The organism is Thomasclavelia sp., assembly GCF_047249845.1.
GTDB lineage: Bacteria > Bacillota_I > Bacilli_A > Erysipelotrichales > Coprobacillaceae > Thomasclavelia.
Genome location: NZ_JBKTWO010000028.1, coordinates 16,630 through 33,875, shown reverse-complemented (window position 1 = coordinate 33,875; position 17,246 = coordinate 16,630). Strand labels below are relative to the sequence as shown.

The window sequence follows — 17,246 nt, the reverse complement described above, 5'->3', positions numbered from 1 at the left end:
TATCGCAGAACTCTGTGTTTTGTGATATGGAAAGAATAGGTGATGGATATGTTTTGGTATGTTGCACATGTGAAATCAAGACAAGCTTCAAAACTTGTTGCTTCACTTAACAGACAGAAATATATAGAAGCTTTTATTCCCAAAAAAGAACAATGGTATAGTAGAAAAAATAAAAAAACATATCTTATTAAAGAACTATACCCAGATTATGTGTTTATTAAAAGTAAACTTGATAAAGATGAATTTGCTAATCAATTTAAAAAGCTCTTTGAGACAATAGAGGGTTTAATTGAATTAATTAATTATAAAGATGTTTATCCTTTAACATTTGAAGAACAGCTTTTTTTAGAAAAGCTATTCAATGGAAGGCATATAATTAGGCATTCTGTAGGGGATAGTATTAATTCTAGATTTGTGGCTTCATCTGGTCCTTTAAAAGGATTAGAAAATAAGATTGTAAAAGTTGATCGACATAAAAGAGTTGTAATATTGGATTGTAATTTATTTAATAGGCAATTTACAGTAGCTGCTGAGGTTGTTAGTAAAATATGAATTGGTATGTCATATTTACTTTAAGTTATAAGACTAAAAGAATTTTATCTAATTTAAATACAAAGAAAGAATTAGAGGCTTTTATCCCTGGATATGAGGTATGTCATCGTTATACCAAAGAAATAAAGATTAAACCAATGTTTGATAATTATATCTTTGTTAAGACAACTCTAAATCAGGAAGAATTTAATAGTTTGTTATATAGGATGAAGGATGATAATGATGGTTTGATTAAACAATTAAAGAATAATGAAACTTCTGCATTAACTTTAAAAGAGATAGAATTCTTTAATTTAGTATTAGATAATCATCATATTGTTAGGCTTTCACATGGTTATCAAGAAGGTGGTAAAACACACGTTGTTGATGGACCATTGGTGGCATATGAAAATCATATTGTTAAAGTTGATAAACATAATTGTTGTGCTTTTTTGGACTTAATCTTTTTTGATCGGAGAATTAAGTTAGGTATTGATATCTTAAGCAAGAAATAGATGAAGCGCTTGGTAATCCGCCTTCATTTATATTCTGAATATTTTATTGGTTTCTATGGGGTAGGGGAGACTGTACCCAAAATCACATAGAAACTTTTTAGTTTGTACAAAAAGATAGTTAATAGTAGCGGGATAAAAGAGAGGGTGAAAGAATGAAAAAATTTGAAAATAAAGTCTGGTTATCATCGCCGACAATGCATGGAGAAGAACTGGAATATGTAAAAAAAGCTTATGAAACTAATTGGATGTCAACAGTAGGAAAAAATATCGATGAAGTCGAAAAATCAATTTGTGATAAGGTTGGCTGTCAGCATGCGGTGGCACTTTCAGCGGGAACAGCAGCTTTACATATGGCGGTTAAATTAGCTGGGGTAAAACCTGGTGATTATGTTTTTTGTAGTGATGTAACTTTTGGGGCAACAGTTAATCCAGTTGTTTACGAAGGAGGTATTCCAGTATTTATTGATAGTGAATATGAAACATGGAATATGGACCCGGTTGCTTTAGAAAAAGCTTTTGAAATATATTCTGATGTTAAAGTTGTTGTAGTGGTACATTTATATGGAACACCTTGTAAGATTGATGAAATTAAAGCTGTTTGTGATAAACATGGTGCAGTTATTATAGAAGATGCAGCAGAATCATTAGGAGCCACATATAAAGGGAAACAAACAGGTAAGTTTGGTGACTATAATGCGATTTCATTTAATGGTAACAAGATAATTACTGGATCATCTGGGGGAATGCTTTTAACAAATGATTTAGAAGCAGCTAATAAGGCAAGAAAATGGTCAACTCAAGCTCGAGAAAATGCTCTATGGTATCAACATGAAGAAATTGGTTATAACTATCGAATGTCTAATGTAATAGCTGGAATAGTTAGAGGACAAATTCCCTATCTTGAAGAACATATTGAACAAAAGAAAACTATTTATCAACGATATCAAGTAGGTTTTAAAGATTTACCAGTAAAAATGAATCCAATTCCTGGTGATTGTGAACCAAACTATTGGTTATCTTGTATGATTATTAATAAAGAAGCAATGTGTAAACAAGTAAGAGGAGAAACAGATACTCTATATATTAGTGAATCAGGTAAAAGCTGTCCAACGGAAATCTTAGAAACATTAGCAAAATATAATGTTGAGGGAAGACCGATTTGGAAACCAATGCATTTACAACCAATCTATCGAATGAATCCATTTATTACTAGAACTGGAAATGGTAGAGCATGTATTAATGCCTGTATTGATGGTGAAAGTTTAGATATTGGAGCTGATATATTTGCAAGAGGATTATGTTTACCAAGTGATAACAAGATGAGTGAAGAACAGCAGAATGACATCATAGAAATTATTAAAGGGTGTTTTGCATAATGTACCGATTATTTTTTAAAAGATTGCTTGATTTTGTTTTATCCATATTAGCGATAATCTTATTAAGTCCAGTTTATTTGATAGTAGCTTTGTTAGTAAGAATCAAGCTAGGGTCACCTATTATTTTTACTCAGGAAAGACCTGGTAAAAATGAAAAGATATTCAAAATGTATAAGTTTCGAACGATGACTAATGAAACTGATGAAAATGATAATCTCTTATCTGATGAAGTAAGATTAACCAAGTTTGGTAAATTATTAAGAATGACTAGTCTAGATGAATTACCTGAACTTTTTAATATTTTCAAAGGGGATATGAGCATAGTAGGACCAAGACCCTTATTAGTTAGTTATTTACCATTTTATAGTAAAGAAGAAAAAAGGCGTCATGAAGTAAGACCTGGATTAACAGGATGGGCTCAGGTTAATGGAAGAAATTTTATTGATTGGGACCATAGATTAAAAAAGGATGTTGAATATGTTAATAACATGAATTTCGTATTAGATGTAAAAATAATTATTACTACTATTTTATTAGTTTTAAAGAAATCAGATATTGCAACTGATACAAGGAGTGTGGAACCAAATTTTGCAGAGGAAAGAAAGGCTAAGTTAGGTATAAGATAGTGATTAATATTTTAATTTTAAGTTGTGGTACTAGAAATAAAATAATTCAATATTTTAAAAGCAATTTATCAGATATAGGAAAAGTAATTGCTACAGATTGCAATCCATTAGCACCTGCTTTATATGAAGCTGATAAATATTATATTGTTCCTAAAATGGTTGATATAGGGTATCTTGGGGTTGTTTTGGATATTTGTAAAAAAGAAAATGTAACCGCAGTATTATCGTTAATTGATCCAGAGTTATCTCTACTTGCTAAAAATAGTGAGAAATTCAAAAAAATAGGTGTAACAGTTATTGGTTCAAATTATGAGGCATGTGAATTAGCATTGGATAAGTGGAAAATGTATAATTGGTTAAAAAATCATGGTTATAATTGCGCTAAATCATACCTGGATATTAATGATTTTTATAAAGACTTAGATACCGGGAGAATAAATTTTCCTGTATTTGTAAAACCTTATAAAGGTAGTGCTAGTATGGCTATAAGTAAAGTAGATGATAAAGAGACTTTAGATATTCTTATTAAAAATAATCAGGATTTACTAATTCAAGAATACTTAGATGGCCAAGAACTAGGTGTTGATTGTTATATTGATATAATTACTAAAAAAGTGGTTTCGATTTTTGCAAAAAAGAAACTGGTTATGAGAGCGGGAGAAACAGATAAAGCAGTATCTTTTATTGATAAAAAATTATTTGATTTAATAAGTAAATTTGTAAAGGAAGCAAATTTTTTAGCTCAAATTGATATTGATGTATTCAATGTTAATGGGAAGTATTATATTTCTGAGGTGAATCCGAGATTTGGTGGCGGATATCCTCACGCATATGAATGTGGTGTAAATCATATGAAATTGATAATCAATAACTTACAAGGAAGAGAGAATAGAAACATTATTGGCAAATATGAAGAAAAGATATATATGATGAAATATAGTGAAATTATGATGAAAAAGGCTGATTAGATATGAAAAAAATACTAATTATTGACCATTTTAGCCAACCGCCAAATGAACCAGGAAATAATAGATTCATATATTTAGCCAAGTTATTATGTAAAAGAAATTATAAAGTTGAAATTGTAACAACTGATTTTTCTCATAAAAATAAAAAGACTAGAGATAAATATATTCCTGGTTTAGAAAAATTAAGTTATAAATATACGATGTTATCTGAGCCGGGGTATTCTAAAAATGTGTGTATAAAACGTTTTTATAGTCATTATGTTTTTGGAAAAAATTTGGCTAAATATCTTGCAACTATACCTAAACCAGATTTAGTATATGTAGCTATTCCATCACTTGATGTAGGGAAAACAGCTAGAAAATATTGTAAAAAAAACAATATCCCTTTTTTTATTGATATACAAGATTTATGGCCAGAAGCTTTTAAGTTAGTACTGAATATTCCCGTAATATCAGATATTATTTTTTTTCCTTTAATGATTACTGAAAATAAGATTTTTAAAGCAGCTGATGAAATTATTGCTGTTTCTGATACATATCTTAAAAGAGGATTAAAAAATAATTTAAAAGATAATGGACTAGTGGTTTATTTGGGAACAGATTTAAAAGAATTTGACAATACGTATAGTAATTGTCAAGTTATAAAAAAAGCTGGCGAAATATGGCTTATATATGTTGGGACATTGGGACATAGCTATAATATTAAGATTGTTATTGATGCAATAAACAAATTAATGTTATCAGGTTTCAATAATATAAAATTTAAAGTATTAGGCGATGGTCCGTTGTTAGAAGAATTTAAAAATTATAGTAAATTAAAAAAAGTTGACGTAGATTTTTTAGGACGTAAAGATTATAAAGAAATGATTACTTATTTAGCAAATGCAGATATTGCAGTAAATCCAATTTCAAAAGGTGCTGCCCAAAGCATTATAAATAAACATTCTGATTATGCTGCTAGTGGGTTACCAGTAGTTAGTACCCAGGAAAATTATGAGTATCGTAATCTAATTGATAAATATGCTTGTGGATTTAATTGTAGTGTAGAGAATTCTGATCAAGTAGCTGAAGCAATTAAAAAATTAATATTAGATGTAAATCTAAGAAACAAGATGCATATTGGATCAAGAAAGATGGCAGAAAAGTTATTTGATAGAAATTATTCAAACACTAAAATTATTGATTTAATTGAAAGATATTTGGAGGATAAATAATGAAGAAACGATTATTGATAATGGCCTCTTTATTTTATCCTCAAAAAAATGGTGGTGGACCACCAGTAAGCATAAAGAATCTAGTTGATAGTATATATGATGAATTTGATATATATGTTATTTCAAAAAATCATGAAATTAATGAAAAAAAGCCTTTGCCAAATATAAATGATGGTTGGAACGATTTTTATTTTGGTAAAGCTTTTTATTTTGGTTATGGAACTAGAACATCTTCAAAATTAACAAAGTTAATTGAAGAAATAAAACCCGATGTTATATATCAAAACAGTTTCTTTAGTTATGACGATGTTTTTCCGGTTTTAAAATATGCAAAAATACATGGGATTAAAGTCATTATTGCTCCTAGAGGAGAATTTTATCCAAAACGATTAGCTGTTGGTCAAAAAAAGAAAAAATTATATACATTACTTCTTAGATTTTTTGGTTTATTAAAAAATATTTATTTTCAGGGTACTGGAAAAGAAGAATCACAATATATAGAAGACTTTATAAAGATTAAACAAGATAGGATATATAATATAAATAACTTATCAATTGTATCCTATAATAATACTTTAATTACTAAAAATTCTGGTAATTTAAAATTAATTTATGTTGCTCGGATTCATCCTACAAAAAATTTGCTTGGAGCAATTAAATATCTAAAAAATGTAGAAGGTCAGGTTCAATATGATATATATGGTTCAATTGAAGACAATGAATATTGGAGACTGTGTCAAATAGAAATAAGTAAACTGCCATCAAATATTCAAGTTAATTATAAAGGAAGTATAGAACATGATAAAGTTACTCAGATAATATCTAAATATCATGCTTTTTATATGCCTACAACAGGTGAAAATTACGGTCATTCTATTGTAGAATCATTATTAATTGGTAGACCGGTAGTTATTAGTGATACAACACCATGGAATGATATTAACGAAAATAAATGTGGTTATGTTATTAAATTTGGAAATGAAGATGGATTTCGAAGTGCCATTGATAAATTAATTGAGATGAATGACGATTTATATCAACTTTATTGTAAAAATGCAAAAGAATATATTAATAGTAAGTTAAAAACTGAGAATATAGTTAAAAAATATATTGATATGTTTAATAATTGAAAGGGTATGTATGTTAAAGAAAATATTACTAGTTGGATATAATGCAATTCGCTTCATGGGAAAGAAAAGTTATAAAAATATTTTATTTGTCTCTCTTTCAACAAAAATAGTTATGGATAATTCTTCTTGCTGTTTAATTGGACATAATTTTAGAACTCGAAATAATGTAGAAATAAATGTTCGAGATAAAGCAAAGTTAATTATTGATGATAATGTATTTATAAATTCTAATACTATTATTACGTGCAGGGATAAAATATATATTGGTAAAAATACAATCATAGCACCAAATGTGATGATATTTGATCATGATCATAAAATCCAAAATGGTCGTGTGCTACATAATGATTATGAGTTAAATGAAATTATTATTGGAAAAAATGTTTGGATTGGTGCTGGTAGTATCATATTACGTGGTAGTAAAATTGGTGATAATTCTATAATTGCAGCACAGAGTGTTGTTAAAGGAGAAATTCCATCAAATACGATATATATTCAGTCTAGAAAATCAAATTTAAAAGATATAAATGAAAGGGGTTAGATTTTTGAAGGTTAGAGTCGGTTTGAAGGTCTTGGTAATAAATTTTTTTATGAAGTTTCCTAGCCTTATTTCAGATAAAAATCATAGTAAATTATTATATTTTATAATGTTTGGTAAAATTCCAAATTTAAAAAATCCTACAACAATGAACGAATATATTTGTAGTACAAAAATTTCTGATGAAAAATTGGAGTATGCTAAATACACTGATAAATATGAAGTACGTAAATACGTTAGTCAAACTATTGGTGATGAATACTTGAATAAAGTGATAGGAATATATAACTCTTTTGAGGAAATTGATTTTTCTAAGTATCCTAAAAAATTTGCGATGAAGGCAACACATGGTTCATCATATAATATTATTGTTAATGATATTAATAGTTTTAATAAAAAAGAAGCTAAGCAAAAGTTTAATTCATGGTTAAAAGAGAATTTTTATTTAAAAGATAGAGAAAAAAATTATAAAAATATAAAACCGCGAATTATGTGTGATGAATTTTTAGAACCTAAAAATGGTGAATTAGAAGAGTTTAAATTATTTTGTTTTAATGGAAAAGTAGGTTTTATACAACATAATAAGCAAATTAATGGAAAGCGTTTTGACAATATCTATGATCCTAATTGGATGAAAATAGATGTTAAATATGGATATGATGGATTTGAAAATGAAAATTTGCCAAAAAATAAAGATGAGTTAATTAAGGTTGCAGAAAAATTGGCACAACCATTTAAATTTGTAAGAGTTGATTTATACAATGTTGATGAGAAAGTTATTTTTAGTGAATTAACATTTCATTCAGGTGGCGGACTTATTCCATTCCAGCCAAAGGAATATGATTATAAGTTTGGCAGTTTGATTAATGGAGAAAATACATGAAATTATATTATATTGGAACGATATGTTCAGATGAAACATTTAATAATATTACTAATAAAAGCAAAGTTAAACCGTCTATTTCTGCTCAGGTTTTTGAAGATTCATTATTAACAGGAATGAATGAAAATAAAAATATTGAAATCTCAGCACATACTTTTTTAACAATTGCATCTTTTCCAAATGGATATAAATTGTTTATTCCACCAAGAAAAGAAATGTTGAAATCAGGGATTTCAACGCAATGGTATCCAACAATTAATTTTGCATTTTTAAAACAGTGGGGATATTGTATTTCTACTTTTTTTTCACTTCTTTATTGGTTGATAAAAAATATTGATGAAAATGACAAAGTGATTTTTTGTTGTTCTATTTTTAGCTTTATTGCGCGACCAGTGACTTTTTTAGCAAAGATATTCAAAACAGAAACATGTGTTATTGTTACAGATTTACCTAAATTTCATTTTTCATTAAGAAAACCTACAGGAATGAAAAAGATATTTTCTAATCATTTTTTGAATTCACAGATTAAATATCAGACAAAATTTGATAAATATATTTTATTGACAAGATATATGAAAGATGAACTTGGTGTGTCGGATAAACCTTGTTTAATCATTGAAGGAATTGCAAATAAAAATTTGTTTATTACAAATGAAAAATATAATAATTTGAAAAAAGAAAAAGCAATTATGTATGCTGGAATGCTTAATAAAAAACATCGAATTGAAATGTTAATTAAAGGTTTTATGTTGACTAAAAATGATTTTGAATTATGGTTGTTTGGATCTGGTGATTTTGAAAAAGAAATTAAAGAATATGTTAAAAGTGATAAAAGAATTAAATTTTTTGGAAGAGTTAATAGAGATGTAGTTTTAGAGTATGAGCATAGGGCTTCATTATTAGTCAATATTAGAGATAGTAAAGAAGAATATACAAAGTTTTCATTTCCTTCAAAAACAATTGAATATATGGCTTGCGGAACACCACTATTGACTACTAAATTACCAGGGATTCCTGATGAATATTATAAATATTGTTATGTATTAGAAAATGAAACTATTGATGGATTAAATAAAACTTTAGAAAATATTTTATCAATACCATATGATGAATTATTAGATAAGGGTAAAGCAGCTATGAATTATATTTTTAATAATAAGATAGCTGAAATTCAAGGCAACAAGATTATTGAATTTTTAATAAATAAATAGATTAGAATAAATTAAATACTAGAGCTAAGTGTAAAAAATAATTGAATCCAAATAACTGTATTTATTAGTCTTTTAAGAAATAGCTTTTTAATGTTTACCCTAAAGTAAGAAAGAATTGTCATTGATTACCGGTTTGCAAAATATCACTATAGTTGATAAAAAAATTTTAAGTGTTTAAGATTATAAGTCTTACTTGTATGTGTTTGAAAGACTAACAATGATTTATATATTCAAGATATTCTATATGGAGTAGAGCTGCCTATTCTCTTTCACGTGTCTTATAGTATATTATCTCTCATAGGAAACTATAAAAACGATTGATGAGAAATTAATTTTAATAAAATGTTTGTGTCTGACCGATGAAGGTGGTCAAAAATGGAGGAATATATGAAAATTAGTATTAAAAAAGGAGCGTTTATAAAGGAAAGTATAATTTTTTGTTTTGTATTTATATATCCTGCGATTAATAATTATATTATTCGAATTATGAGTCCTATATTAAATATAATAGGATTGAATGTAGTTATTAAATATTTTGATTATTTAATTTTACTTCTTTTTTTTCTTTTTGTAGGAAAAAATATTTTGAAAAGATGTTCGTTAAATGATTTTATAATATACTATTTTTTTATTTTAATTATTTTCTTTTCCAGTTTATTTAAGATTAATTCAGAATTTAGTATTAATAGGGCTTTTGATATGATCTTTCTATATTTACCATATTTTATTATTGGTAAAGCTCTATTATGTGAAAATTTAGATTTAAATATTATTAGAATAATTGCATTAGTAGTTTTGATTATGAATCTAATCTATTATTTTAATATTATTTCATTAGAAGAAACTATTACGGAAGATAGAATGGGATTTGCATATAATATTTTACCTTGTGTATTTATTAATATATATTATATGATAAGAAATACTAATTTAATTAATATATTAATAGGAATTTTATCAATTGCATTTATATTTTTTCAAGGTACTAGAGGACCAATTTTGTTAATTGTCGTTTTTACATTAATGGTACTTTATAAAAAATATCATACATTTAAATTTTTATACTATACATCTATAATAACAGTACTATTTATTTTTCTTATCAACACAAATACATTTTCTGTGTATATGGATAATACAATAAATTATTTAAATGATAATGGAATTAGTACAAGAGTTTTAACTATGTTTCAAGATGGTGAAATTAGCGATGATAATGGTAGAAATAAAATAAAGGAAGTAATTGGAAAATCTATATTAGAAAAACCAGCTATTGGTTATGGACTATATGGTGATAGAGCAGTTACCAAAGGTAATTTACCAAATTATCCAGAGGGAATTTATGCACATAGTATAATTTATGAATTACTATGTGATTTTGGAATTATTTTTGGAACACTTATATTATTATTTATTATCATTAAAATTTTATTATTGTATAAAAGATGCAATTTTTATAATTGTCTTATAATATTGATGATAATTGCAATGGGATTTTTTCAATTGCTATTATCAAATTCGTTTGTCCAATCAAAATACTTTTTTGCATTAATTGGCATTTTAACAAGTATGAATAAGCAAAATCATAAACTGTTTTTATAATATTAAGAGAGGAATAGTATAATGAATAAAAGTGAACTAAAAATAGGAGCGATGTTATCTTATTTTTTAATTACTGTAAATTCTATATATGGATTAATTGTTACACCTTTTATACTCAGCACAATTGGTACCAGTGAATATGGTGTGTATAAAACTATTGCAGCTTTATCTGCTTCTATTTCTGTATTAGATTTGGGAATAGGTGGAACAGTTCAGAGATATATAGCTAAGTTTAATATTGAGAACAAAAGAAAAGAAATAGAAAATTTTTCTGCAATGGCAATTTTACAAGGAATATTTTTTTCTGTGATGATTATTATTGCAGGAATATTTTTATATATAAGTATTGATAGCTTATATGGTAACACTTTTAATAACGAGCAATTAATTAGAGCGAAAGAATTGATGGTTTTATTGCTTGTTAATATGGTGTTAATAGTTTTTGAAAATATAATAATTGGTATTATTTCTGGGATGAATAAATTTATATTTACTAATAGTGTAAAATTAGTTTCTATCATTTCACGTATTTTATTGTTATTTGTTTTTTTACCAATTTTTAATAATTCCATTACTATTGTTGCATTAACATTGTTTTTGGAAGCCTTAGTATTGCTGGTTGAAATTTTTTATGTGATAAAAATATTAAACACAAAAATAAAATATCATTTCTGGGATATGATAATATTTAAAGAGTCATTTAAATATACAATTTTTTTATTTATACAATCAGTTATGAGTCAAGTAAATATGAATTTAGATAATATTGTAATTGGCTCAATAATTGGACCGGATGCTGTAACAGTATATTCTGTTGGTATTCTTATATTTAATATGTTTCAACAATTATCAACAGCTATTTCTAATTTGATGTTACCTACTACTACATTAATTATAGCAAAAGGAGCAACTAGTAGAGATTTAGAAAATTTTGTAATTAGAGTTGGTAGGCTACAGTTTTTATTATTAGGTGCAGCAACTTTAGGATTTATTATTTTAGGGAAAGAATTTATATTATTATGGATGGGAAAAGGTTTTAACGACGCTTGGATAATTACAGTAATATTGATAATCCCTGCATTATTTGAATTAAGTCAAAATGTGTGCCTATCTGTTTTAAGAGCTAAAAATAAGTTGGGATTTAGAACCTTAGTAATTGGAATGTCAACGATTTTAAATTTATTTATAACTATAGTTGGAACTAAATATTTTGGCTATTATGCCGCAGCTTTAGGAACATCATTAAGCACAATAATTGGAAGCTTAGTAATAATGAATATTTATTATTTAAAGAGATTCAATATAAATGCGATTTATATTTTTAGAAATATTTTTAAAAAGATTTTTTTATGTCAATTACTACCATGTATAAGCTTAATCATTTTTAATATGTATATATACAATAGCTGGAAGGCACTAGTTTTTAAAATGATTTTATATTGTTTAATTTATCTATTTTTATTGTATTTTTATGGTTTTAATAATGAAGAAAAGAAATTTTTTAAATTAAAGGAATTAGGGAAATAGTTATGAGAATGAAACAAATTTTAAAAAAAATTTATTTTAAGAACAAATATAGAACTTTAAGTATAGGAAAAAATGTTAATATAGCTATTAATTCAAATTTTGAAGGTAAAAATAAAATAATGGATAATACTTTTTTTTCGGGCTATTTAGGATATGCAAGTTATATTGGGAAATATTCAACAATAAATGCAAAAATAGGAAGATATTGCAGCATTTCAAACAACGTTACAATAGTAACAGGTACGCATCCTATAAATACATATGTATCTACACATCCAGCATTCTTTTCTAGAAATCAAATAACAGTTAAACCATATGTAGAAGAAAATATTTTTCAAGAGCATCATTATGCTGATACTGAGAATAAATATAGCGTAATAATTGGAAATGATGTCTGGATAGGATATGGTGCTACTATTTTAGAAGGTGTTACAATAAATGATGGTGCGATTATAGCAGCAGGAGCTTTAGTAACAAAAGATGTAGATTCCTATAGTATAGTTGGAGGAGTACCGGCTAAAGTTTTAAAGAAAAGATTTTCAAAAGAGCAAATTGAGATCTTATTAAAAATAAAATGGTGGAATCAATCTGAAGAGTGGATTAAAAAGAATATTAACAGCTTTTCGAATATCAATGATTTTATTAATAATTTTAATAGGAGGAAATTATAGCATATGAAATTTGGAGTGATTGCAGTAGGATATAGTAGACCCCTAGCAATGAAAAGGCTACTTACATCTTTATTAGAAGCTGATTATTTGGGAGATAAAGTTGATTTAATAGTGAGCATTGATAAAGGAGAAAAACAGAATGAAATAGTTACAATTTCTAAGAATATAAATTGGCCATATGGTGAAAAAATAATAAGAGCATTTGATACTAATCTAGGATTAAGAAATCATATAATTAAATGTGGTGATTTGACTTCTGATTATGATGCAGTTATTGTTTTAGAAGATGATATAACTGTTTCTAGATATTTTTATAATTATGCTAAACAAGCTGTATATAGATATAGTGACAACAAAAAAATAGCAGGTATTTCACTATATAAACATTTAACACATCCAAAAATGTTAAGACCTTTTGAACCATCAAATAATGGATTTGACACTTTTTTTATGCAATATGCTCAATCTTGGGGACAATGTTGGACAAAAGCAATGTGGGACGGTTTTAAAAATTGGTATATAAATAATCCGGAAATAATGGTTGATAGTAAGACACCTGCATATATTGTTAATTGGAATGCACAGTCATGGTTAAAATATTATATAAAGTATACAATTGAAAAAAATATGTTCTATGTATATCCATATGTATCATTAACTACTAATCATTCTGATGTTGGGGAACATTGTAATTTAAGTAATAATGATTTTCAAGTTCCATTACAAGAGGGCAATATTTTGTATCGTTTTCCTAATTTGGATGAAGGTATAAAATATGATGCCTTTTTTGAAAGAATGGATATAGATAAAGAAATTTTTTGTGAAATAGAAGGAAGTAAATTAATAGATTTGTATGGCTCAAGAAGCGACTATAGTGGATATGAATATTTAATATCTACAAAGAATTTACCATATCAAATTGTAAAAAAAATTGAACTTAAATATAGGCCACATGAAAAAAATTGTTTTAGTCCATCAACAGGTGAAGGTATATATATTTATAACTTATCAAAAAAAGATAAATATAATAAACAATCCTTATTTTCTATTGTAAGATATGATGTAAAAGCAATTCCGCCTAAACAACTTTTATGTTGTGGGTTAAATGAGTTAATAGAAAATTATAAATTGAGAATAAATAATATTTTAAAACGTTTTTTAGTAATTAATAATGGGGGAAAAAGAAAATGAGTCAATTTAAAGATAAAACATTATTAATTACTGGAGAAACTGGTTCCTTCGGTAATGCAGTATTAAACAGATTTCTAGAAACTGATATCAAAGAAATCAGAGTCTTTTCTAGAGATGAATTAAAACAGGATAATATGAGACATGAATATCAGGCGAAATATCCTGATGTTTTTCATAAGCTTAAGTTTTATATCGGGGATGTCAGAGATATAAATTCTATCAAAAATGCTATGTATGGCGTTGATTATGTCTATCATGCTGCTGCTTTAAAACAGGTACCAAGCTGTGAATTCTTTCCTATCGAAGCAGTTAAAACTAATGTTCTGGGAACAGAAAATGTCTTAACTGCAGCAATAGAATGCAATGTTAAAAGAGTCGTTTGTTTAAGTACCGATAAAGCAGCCTATCCTGTAAATGCTATGGGAACAAGCAAGGCGATGATGGAAAAAGTAATCGTAGCTAAAAGCAGGACAGTAGATCCTAAGAAAACAAGTATCATGTGTACAAGATATGGAAATGTATTAGCATCAAGAGGTAGTGTAGTACCTCTTTTTATTAACCAGATAAAAAAGGGAAATGATTTGACAGTAACGGAACCAAGTATGACAAGATTTGTAATGACGTTGGAAGAAGCAGTAGATTTAGTGTTATTTGCATTTGAAAATGGACAAAGTGGCGATATCTTTGTGCAAAAAGCACCAGCCTGTACGATCGAAGTACTAGCAAAAGCAGTGAAGGAATTATTCAAAGCAGATAATGAAATCAAAGTAATCGGGATCAGACATGGAGAGAAGATGTATGAGACATTACTGACGGATGAAGAATGTGCCAATGCCATAGATATGGGCAATTTTTATCGGGTACCGGCAGATAAAAGAGATCTAAACTATGATAAATATTTCTTTGAAGGACTACCTAAGACAAAATTACAGCAGTTCAATTCACACAATACAGAATTAATGGACGTAGAAGCGGTAAAGAATAAATTATTAGAAGTAAAGTTAGTAAGAGAAGAATTAGCAGACTGGGGGAAATAAAAATGAAAATAGCAGTAGCAGGAACAGGGTATGTTGGATTGAGTATCGCAACATTATTATCACAGCATCATGAAGTTGTTGCTTTAGATGTTGTTAAGGAAAAAGTAGATATGATTAATAATCGTATCTCTCCTATTAAAGATAAAGAAATTGAAGAATATTTAAAAACTAAAGACTTAGATCTAAAAGCAACTCTTGATAAAGAAGTTGCTTTTAATAACGCCAAATTTGTAATCATTAGTACTCCTACTAATTATGATTCCAAAAAAAATTATTTCGATACCTCATCTGTAGAAGAAACTATAGAATCAGTATTGAAAATCAATCCAAATGCAGTCATGGTGATCAAATCAACTATCCCTGTAGGATTTACAAAATCAATGAAAGAAAAATATGGTATCGATAATTTAATGTTTTCACCAGAATTTTTAAGAGAAGGGAAAGCTTTGTATGATAATCTTTACCCTTCTAGAATAGTAGTTGGTGAACAAAGCAAAAAAGCTAAAGAATTTGCAGGATTATTAAAAGAAGGTGCTATTAAAGAAGATATCCCAGTATTGTTTACTGACAGTACTGAAGCAGAAGCAATTAAACTGTTTGCCAATACATATCTGGCTTTAAGAGTGTCATATTTCAATGAATTGGATACATATGCAGAAATGAAAGGATTAAATACTAAACAGATAATTGAAGGAATAGGATTAGATCCAAGAATCGGTAGTCATTATAATAATCCATCATTCGGATATGGCGGATACTGTTTACCAAAAGATACTAAACAGTTAAAAGCTAATTATAAAGATGTGCCAGAAAATCTAATCAGTGCAATTGTTGAAAGTAACAGAACTAGAAAAGATCATATAGCGCATATGATAATCGATAAAGGACCTAAGGTAGTAGGAATATATCGACTAACAATGAAGACAGACAGTGATAACTTTAGGGCATCATCGATTCAGGGAATAATGAAACGGATCAAAGCAAAGGGAATAGAAGTAATAATATATGAGCCAACATTAAAAGAAGATAATTTTTATAACAGTAAAGTGATAAAGGATTTAGATGAATTTAAAACAGTAAGTGATGTAATTGTAGTAAACAGAATGAGCGATGAATTAAATGATGTAGAAGATAAAATCTATACAAGAGATCTATATAAGAGAGATTAAGGAGGAACTAGGATGGGTCAATTTAAAGATAAAATATTACTGATTACTGGGGGAACTGGGTCCTTCGGTAATGCAGTATTAAACAGATTTCTAGAAACTGATATTAAAGAAATCAGAGTCTTTTCTAGAGATGAATTAAAACAAGATAATATGAGACATGTTTATCAGGCTAAATATCCTGATGTTTTTTATAAGCTAAAGTTTTATATTGGTGATGTCAGAGATATTAATAGTATTAGAAATGCTATGTATGGTGTTGACTATGTATACCACGCTGCTGCTTTAAAGCAGGTACCATCTTGTGAATTCTTTCCAATTGAAGCAGTTAAGACAAATATTTTAGGAACAGAAAATGTTTTAACTGCTGCAATAGAATGTGGTGTTAAAAGAGTAGTATGTTTGTCGACTGATAAGGCAGCTTATCCAGTAAATGCAATGGGTACAAGCAAGGCAATGATGGAAAAGGTAATTGTTGCAAAAAGCAGGACAGTTGATCCATTAAAAACAAGTATCATGTGTACAAGATATGGAAATGTATTAGCATCAAGAGGTAGTGTAGTACCTCTTTTTATAAACCAAATAAAGGAAGGAAATGATTTAACAGTTACTGAACCTACTATGACAAGATTTGTAATGACATTGGAGGAGGCAGTGGATTTAGTATTATTTGCTTTTGAAAATGGAGAGTCAGGTGATATCTTTGTGCAGAAAGCACCAGCCTGTACGATTGAAACACTTGCAAAAGCAGTAAAAGAATTATTTAAAGTAGATAATGAAATAAAGGTAATAGGAATTAGACATGGTGAAAAGATGTATGAAACATTATTAACAGATGAAGAATGTGCTAATGCAATTGATTTGGGTAATTTTTACCGTGTTCCAGCAGATAAACGTGATTTAAATTATGATAAGTATTTCTTTGAAGGAATTGAAAAAAATATTTTAACTCAGTTTAATTCAAATAATACAGAGCTTATGGATGTAGAAGCGGTAAAGAATAAATTACTAGAAGTAGGACTAGTAAGAAAAGAATTAGCTGATTGGGAGAATAATTAAT

The 17,246-nt window shown here is 27.4% G+C and carries 17 protein-coding genes; all 17 read left to right on the top strand.

Going from position 1 to position 17,246, the window contains the following annotated elements:
• Positions 1 to 48 precede the first annotated feature (48 nt).
• The 17 genes from ACLR9T_RS08535 (at position 49) to ACLR9T_RS08455 (ending at position 17,245) form a co-directional block, all read left to right on the top strand.
• Entirely contained in the window at positions 49 to 552 is a 504-nt protein-coding gene (locus tag ACLR9T_RS08535; protein WP_413109119.1) for a transcription termination/antitermination NusG family protein, read from the top strand.
• Positions 549 to 1,046 (top strand): transcription termination/antitermination NusG family protein, encoded by a 498-nt coding sequence (locus ACLR9T_RS08530; protein WP_413109118.1) that lies wholly within the window; start codon positions 549 to 551, stop codon positions 1,044 to 1,046. Before ACLR9T_RS08535 ends, ACLR9T_RS08530 begins: the two co-directional genes overlap by 4 nt.
• A 152-nt stretch (positions 1,047 to 1,198) precedes the next feature.
• Positions 1,199 to 2,422, top strand: a complete 1,224-nt coding sequence (locus tag ACLR9T_RS08525) for a DegT/DnrJ/EryC1/StrS family aminotransferase (RefSeq protein ID WP_413109117.1) — start codon at positions 1,199 to 1,201, stop codon at positions 2,420 to 2,422.
• Positions 2,422 to 3,048 (top strand): sugar transferase, encoded by a 627-nt coding sequence (locus ACLR9T_RS08520; RefSeq protein WP_413109116.1) that lies wholly within the window; start codon positions 2,422 to 2,424, stop codon positions 3,046 to 3,048. Before ACLR9T_RS08525 ends, ACLR9T_RS08520 begins: the two co-directional genes overlap by 1 nt.
• Entirely contained in the window at positions 3,048 to 4,016 is a 969-nt protein-coding gene (locus ACLR9T_RS08515; RefSeq protein ID WP_413109115.1) for an ATP-grasp domain-containing protein, read from the top strand. The genes ACLR9T_RS08520 and ACLR9T_RS08515 overlap by 1 nt, the downstream gene beginning before the upstream one ends.
• Positions 4,017 to 4,018: 2 nt before the next feature.
• The gene (locus tag ACLR9T_RS08510) at positions 4,019 to 5,230 is read left to right on the top strand and encodes a glycosyltransferase family 4 protein (RefSeq protein WP_413109114.1); all 1,212 of its coding nucleotides are present in this window, start codon (positions 4,019 to 4,021) and stop codon (positions 5,228 to 5,230) included.
• The gene (locus ACLR9T_RS08505; RefSeq protein WP_413109113.1) at positions 5,230 to 6,360 is read left to right on the top strand and encodes a glycosyltransferase family 4 protein; all 1,131 of its coding nucleotides are present in this window, start codon (positions 5,230 to 5,232) and stop codon (positions 6,358 to 6,360) included. Before ACLR9T_RS08510 ends, ACLR9T_RS08505 begins: the two co-directional genes overlap by 1 nt.
• A 10-nt stretch (positions 6,361 to 6,370) precedes the next feature.
• Positions 6,371 to 6,901, top strand: coding sequence for an acyltransferase (locus ACLR9T_RS08500; protein ID WP_413109112.1), 531 nt, complete (start codon positions 6,371 to 6,373; stop codon positions 6,899 to 6,901).
• 145 nt (positions 6,902 to 7,046) lie between these two features.
• Positions 7,047 to 7,781 (top strand): ATP-grasp fold amidoligase family protein, encoded by a 735-nt coding sequence (locus tag ACLR9T_RS08495; RefSeq protein WP_413109111.1) that lies wholly within the window; start codon positions 7,047 to 7,049, stop codon positions 7,779 to 7,781.
• Positions 7,778 to 8,992 (top strand): glycosyltransferase, encoded by a 1,215-nt coding sequence (locus tag ACLR9T_RS08490; protein ID WP_413109110.1) that lies wholly within the window; start codon positions 7,778 to 7,780, stop codon positions 8,990 to 8,992. The genes ACLR9T_RS08495 and ACLR9T_RS08490 overlap by 4 nt, the downstream gene beginning before the upstream one ends.
• A 387-nt stretch (positions 8,993 to 9,379) precedes the next feature.
• The gene (locus ACLR9T_RS08485; protein WP_413109109.1) at positions 9,380 to 10,594 is read left to right on the top strand and encodes an O-antigen ligase family protein; all 1,215 of its coding nucleotides are present in this window, start codon (positions 9,380 to 9,382) and stop codon (positions 10,592 to 10,594) included.
• Between the two features lie 21 nt (positions 10,595 to 10,615).
• A complete protein-coding gene (locus ACLR9T_RS08480) occupies positions 10,616 to 12,121 on the top strand; it encodes an oligosaccharide flippase family protein (protein ID WP_413109108.1) in 1,506 nt (501 codons plus the stop codon).
• A gap of 119 nt (positions 12,122 to 12,240) precedes the next feature.
• Positions 12,241 to 12,792, top strand: a complete 552-nt coding sequence (locus ACLR9T_RS08475; RefSeq protein WP_413109107.1) for a CatB-related O-acetyltransferase — start codon at positions 12,241 to 12,243, stop codon at positions 12,790 to 12,792.
• A gap of 3 nt (positions 12,793 to 12,795) precedes the next feature.
• Positions 12,796 to 13,983, top strand: coding sequence for a hypothetical protein (locus tag ACLR9T_RS08470; protein WP_413109106.1), 1,188 nt, complete (start codon positions 12,796 to 12,798; stop codon positions 13,981 to 13,983).
• Entirely contained in the window at positions 13,980 to 15,020 is a 1,041-nt protein-coding gene (locus ACLR9T_RS08465) for a polysaccharide biosynthesis protein (RefSeq protein WP_413109105.1), read from the top strand. The genes ACLR9T_RS08470 and ACLR9T_RS08465 overlap by 4 nt, the downstream gene beginning before the upstream one ends.
• 2 nt (positions 15,021 to 15,022) lie before the next feature.
• Positions 15,023 to 16,189, top strand: a complete 1,167-nt coding sequence (locus tag ACLR9T_RS08460; RefSeq protein ID WP_413109104.1) for a nucleotide sugar dehydrogenase — start codon at positions 15,023 to 15,025, stop codon at positions 16,187 to 16,189.
• Positions 16,190 to 16,201: 12 nt separating this feature from the next.
• Positions 16,202 to 17,245 carry a polysaccharide biosynthesis protein gene (locus ACLR9T_RS08455; protein WP_413109103.1) on the top strand — a complete coding sequence of 348 codons (1,044 nt, stop codon included), beginning with the start codon at positions 16,202 to 16,204 and terminating at the stop codon, positions 17,243 to 17,245.
• The last annotated feature ends 1 nt before the right edge of the window (position 17,246 follow it).

Coding starts and splice junctions, on each gene's coding strand:
- ACLR9T_RS08535 (WP_413109119.1), top strand. CDS start 49: ATGTTTTGGTATGTTGCACATGTGAAATCAAGACAAGCTTCAAAACTT.
- ACLR9T_RS08530 (WP_413109118.1), top strand. CDS start 549: ATGAATTGGTATGTCATATTTACTTTAAGTTATAAGACTAAAAGAATT.
- ACLR9T_RS08525 (WP_413109117.1), top strand. CDS start 1,199: ATGAAAAAATTTGAAAATAAAGTCTGGTTATCATCGCCGACAATGCAT.
- ACLR9T_RS08520 (WP_413109116.1), top strand. CDS start 2,422: ATGTACCGATTATTTTTTAAAAGATTGCTTGATTTTGTTTTATCCATA.
- ACLR9T_RS08510 (WP_413109114.1), top strand. CDS start 4,019: ATGAAAAAAATACTAATTATTGACCATTTTAGCCAACCGCCAAATGAA.
- ACLR9T_RS08505 (WP_413109113.1), top strand. CDS start 5,230: ATGAAGAAACGATTATTGATAATGGCCTCTTTATTTTATCCTCAAAAA.
- ACLR9T_RS08500 (WP_413109112.1), top strand. CDS start 6,371: ATGTTAAAGAAAATATTACTAGTTGGATATAATGCAATTCGCTTCATG.
- ACLR9T_RS08495 (WP_413109111.1), top strand. CDS start 7,047: ATGAACGAATATATTTGTAGTACAAAAATTTCTGATGAAAAATTGGAG.
- ACLR9T_RS08490 (WP_413109110.1), top strand. CDS start 7,778: ATGAAATTATATTATATTGGAACGATATGTTCAGATGAAACATTTAAT.
- ACLR9T_RS08485 (WP_413109109.1), top strand. CDS start 9,380: ATGAAAATTAGTATTAAAAAAGGAGCGTTTATAAAGGAAAGTATAATT.
- ACLR9T_RS08480 (WP_413109108.1), top strand. CDS start 10,616: ATGAATAAAAGTGAACTAAAAATAGGAGCGATGTTATCTTATTTTTTA.
- ACLR9T_RS08475 (WP_413109107.1), top strand. CDS start 12,241: ATGGATAATACTTTTTTTTCGGGCTATTTAGGATATGCAAGTTATATT.
- ACLR9T_RS08470 (WP_413109106.1), top strand. CDS start 12,796: ATGAAATTTGGAGTGATTGCAGTAGGATATAGTAGACCCCTAGCAATG.
- ACLR9T_RS08465 (WP_413109105.1), top strand. CDS start 13,980: ATGAGTCAATTTAAAGATAAAACATTATTAATTACTGGAGAAACTGGT.
- ACLR9T_RS08460 (WP_413109104.1), top strand. CDS start 15,023: ATGAAAATAGCAGTAGCAGGAACAGGGTATGTTGGATTGAGTATCGCA.
- ACLR9T_RS08455 (WP_413109103.1), top strand. CDS start 16,202: ATGGGTCAATTTAAAGATAAAATATTACTGATTACTGGGGGAACTGGG.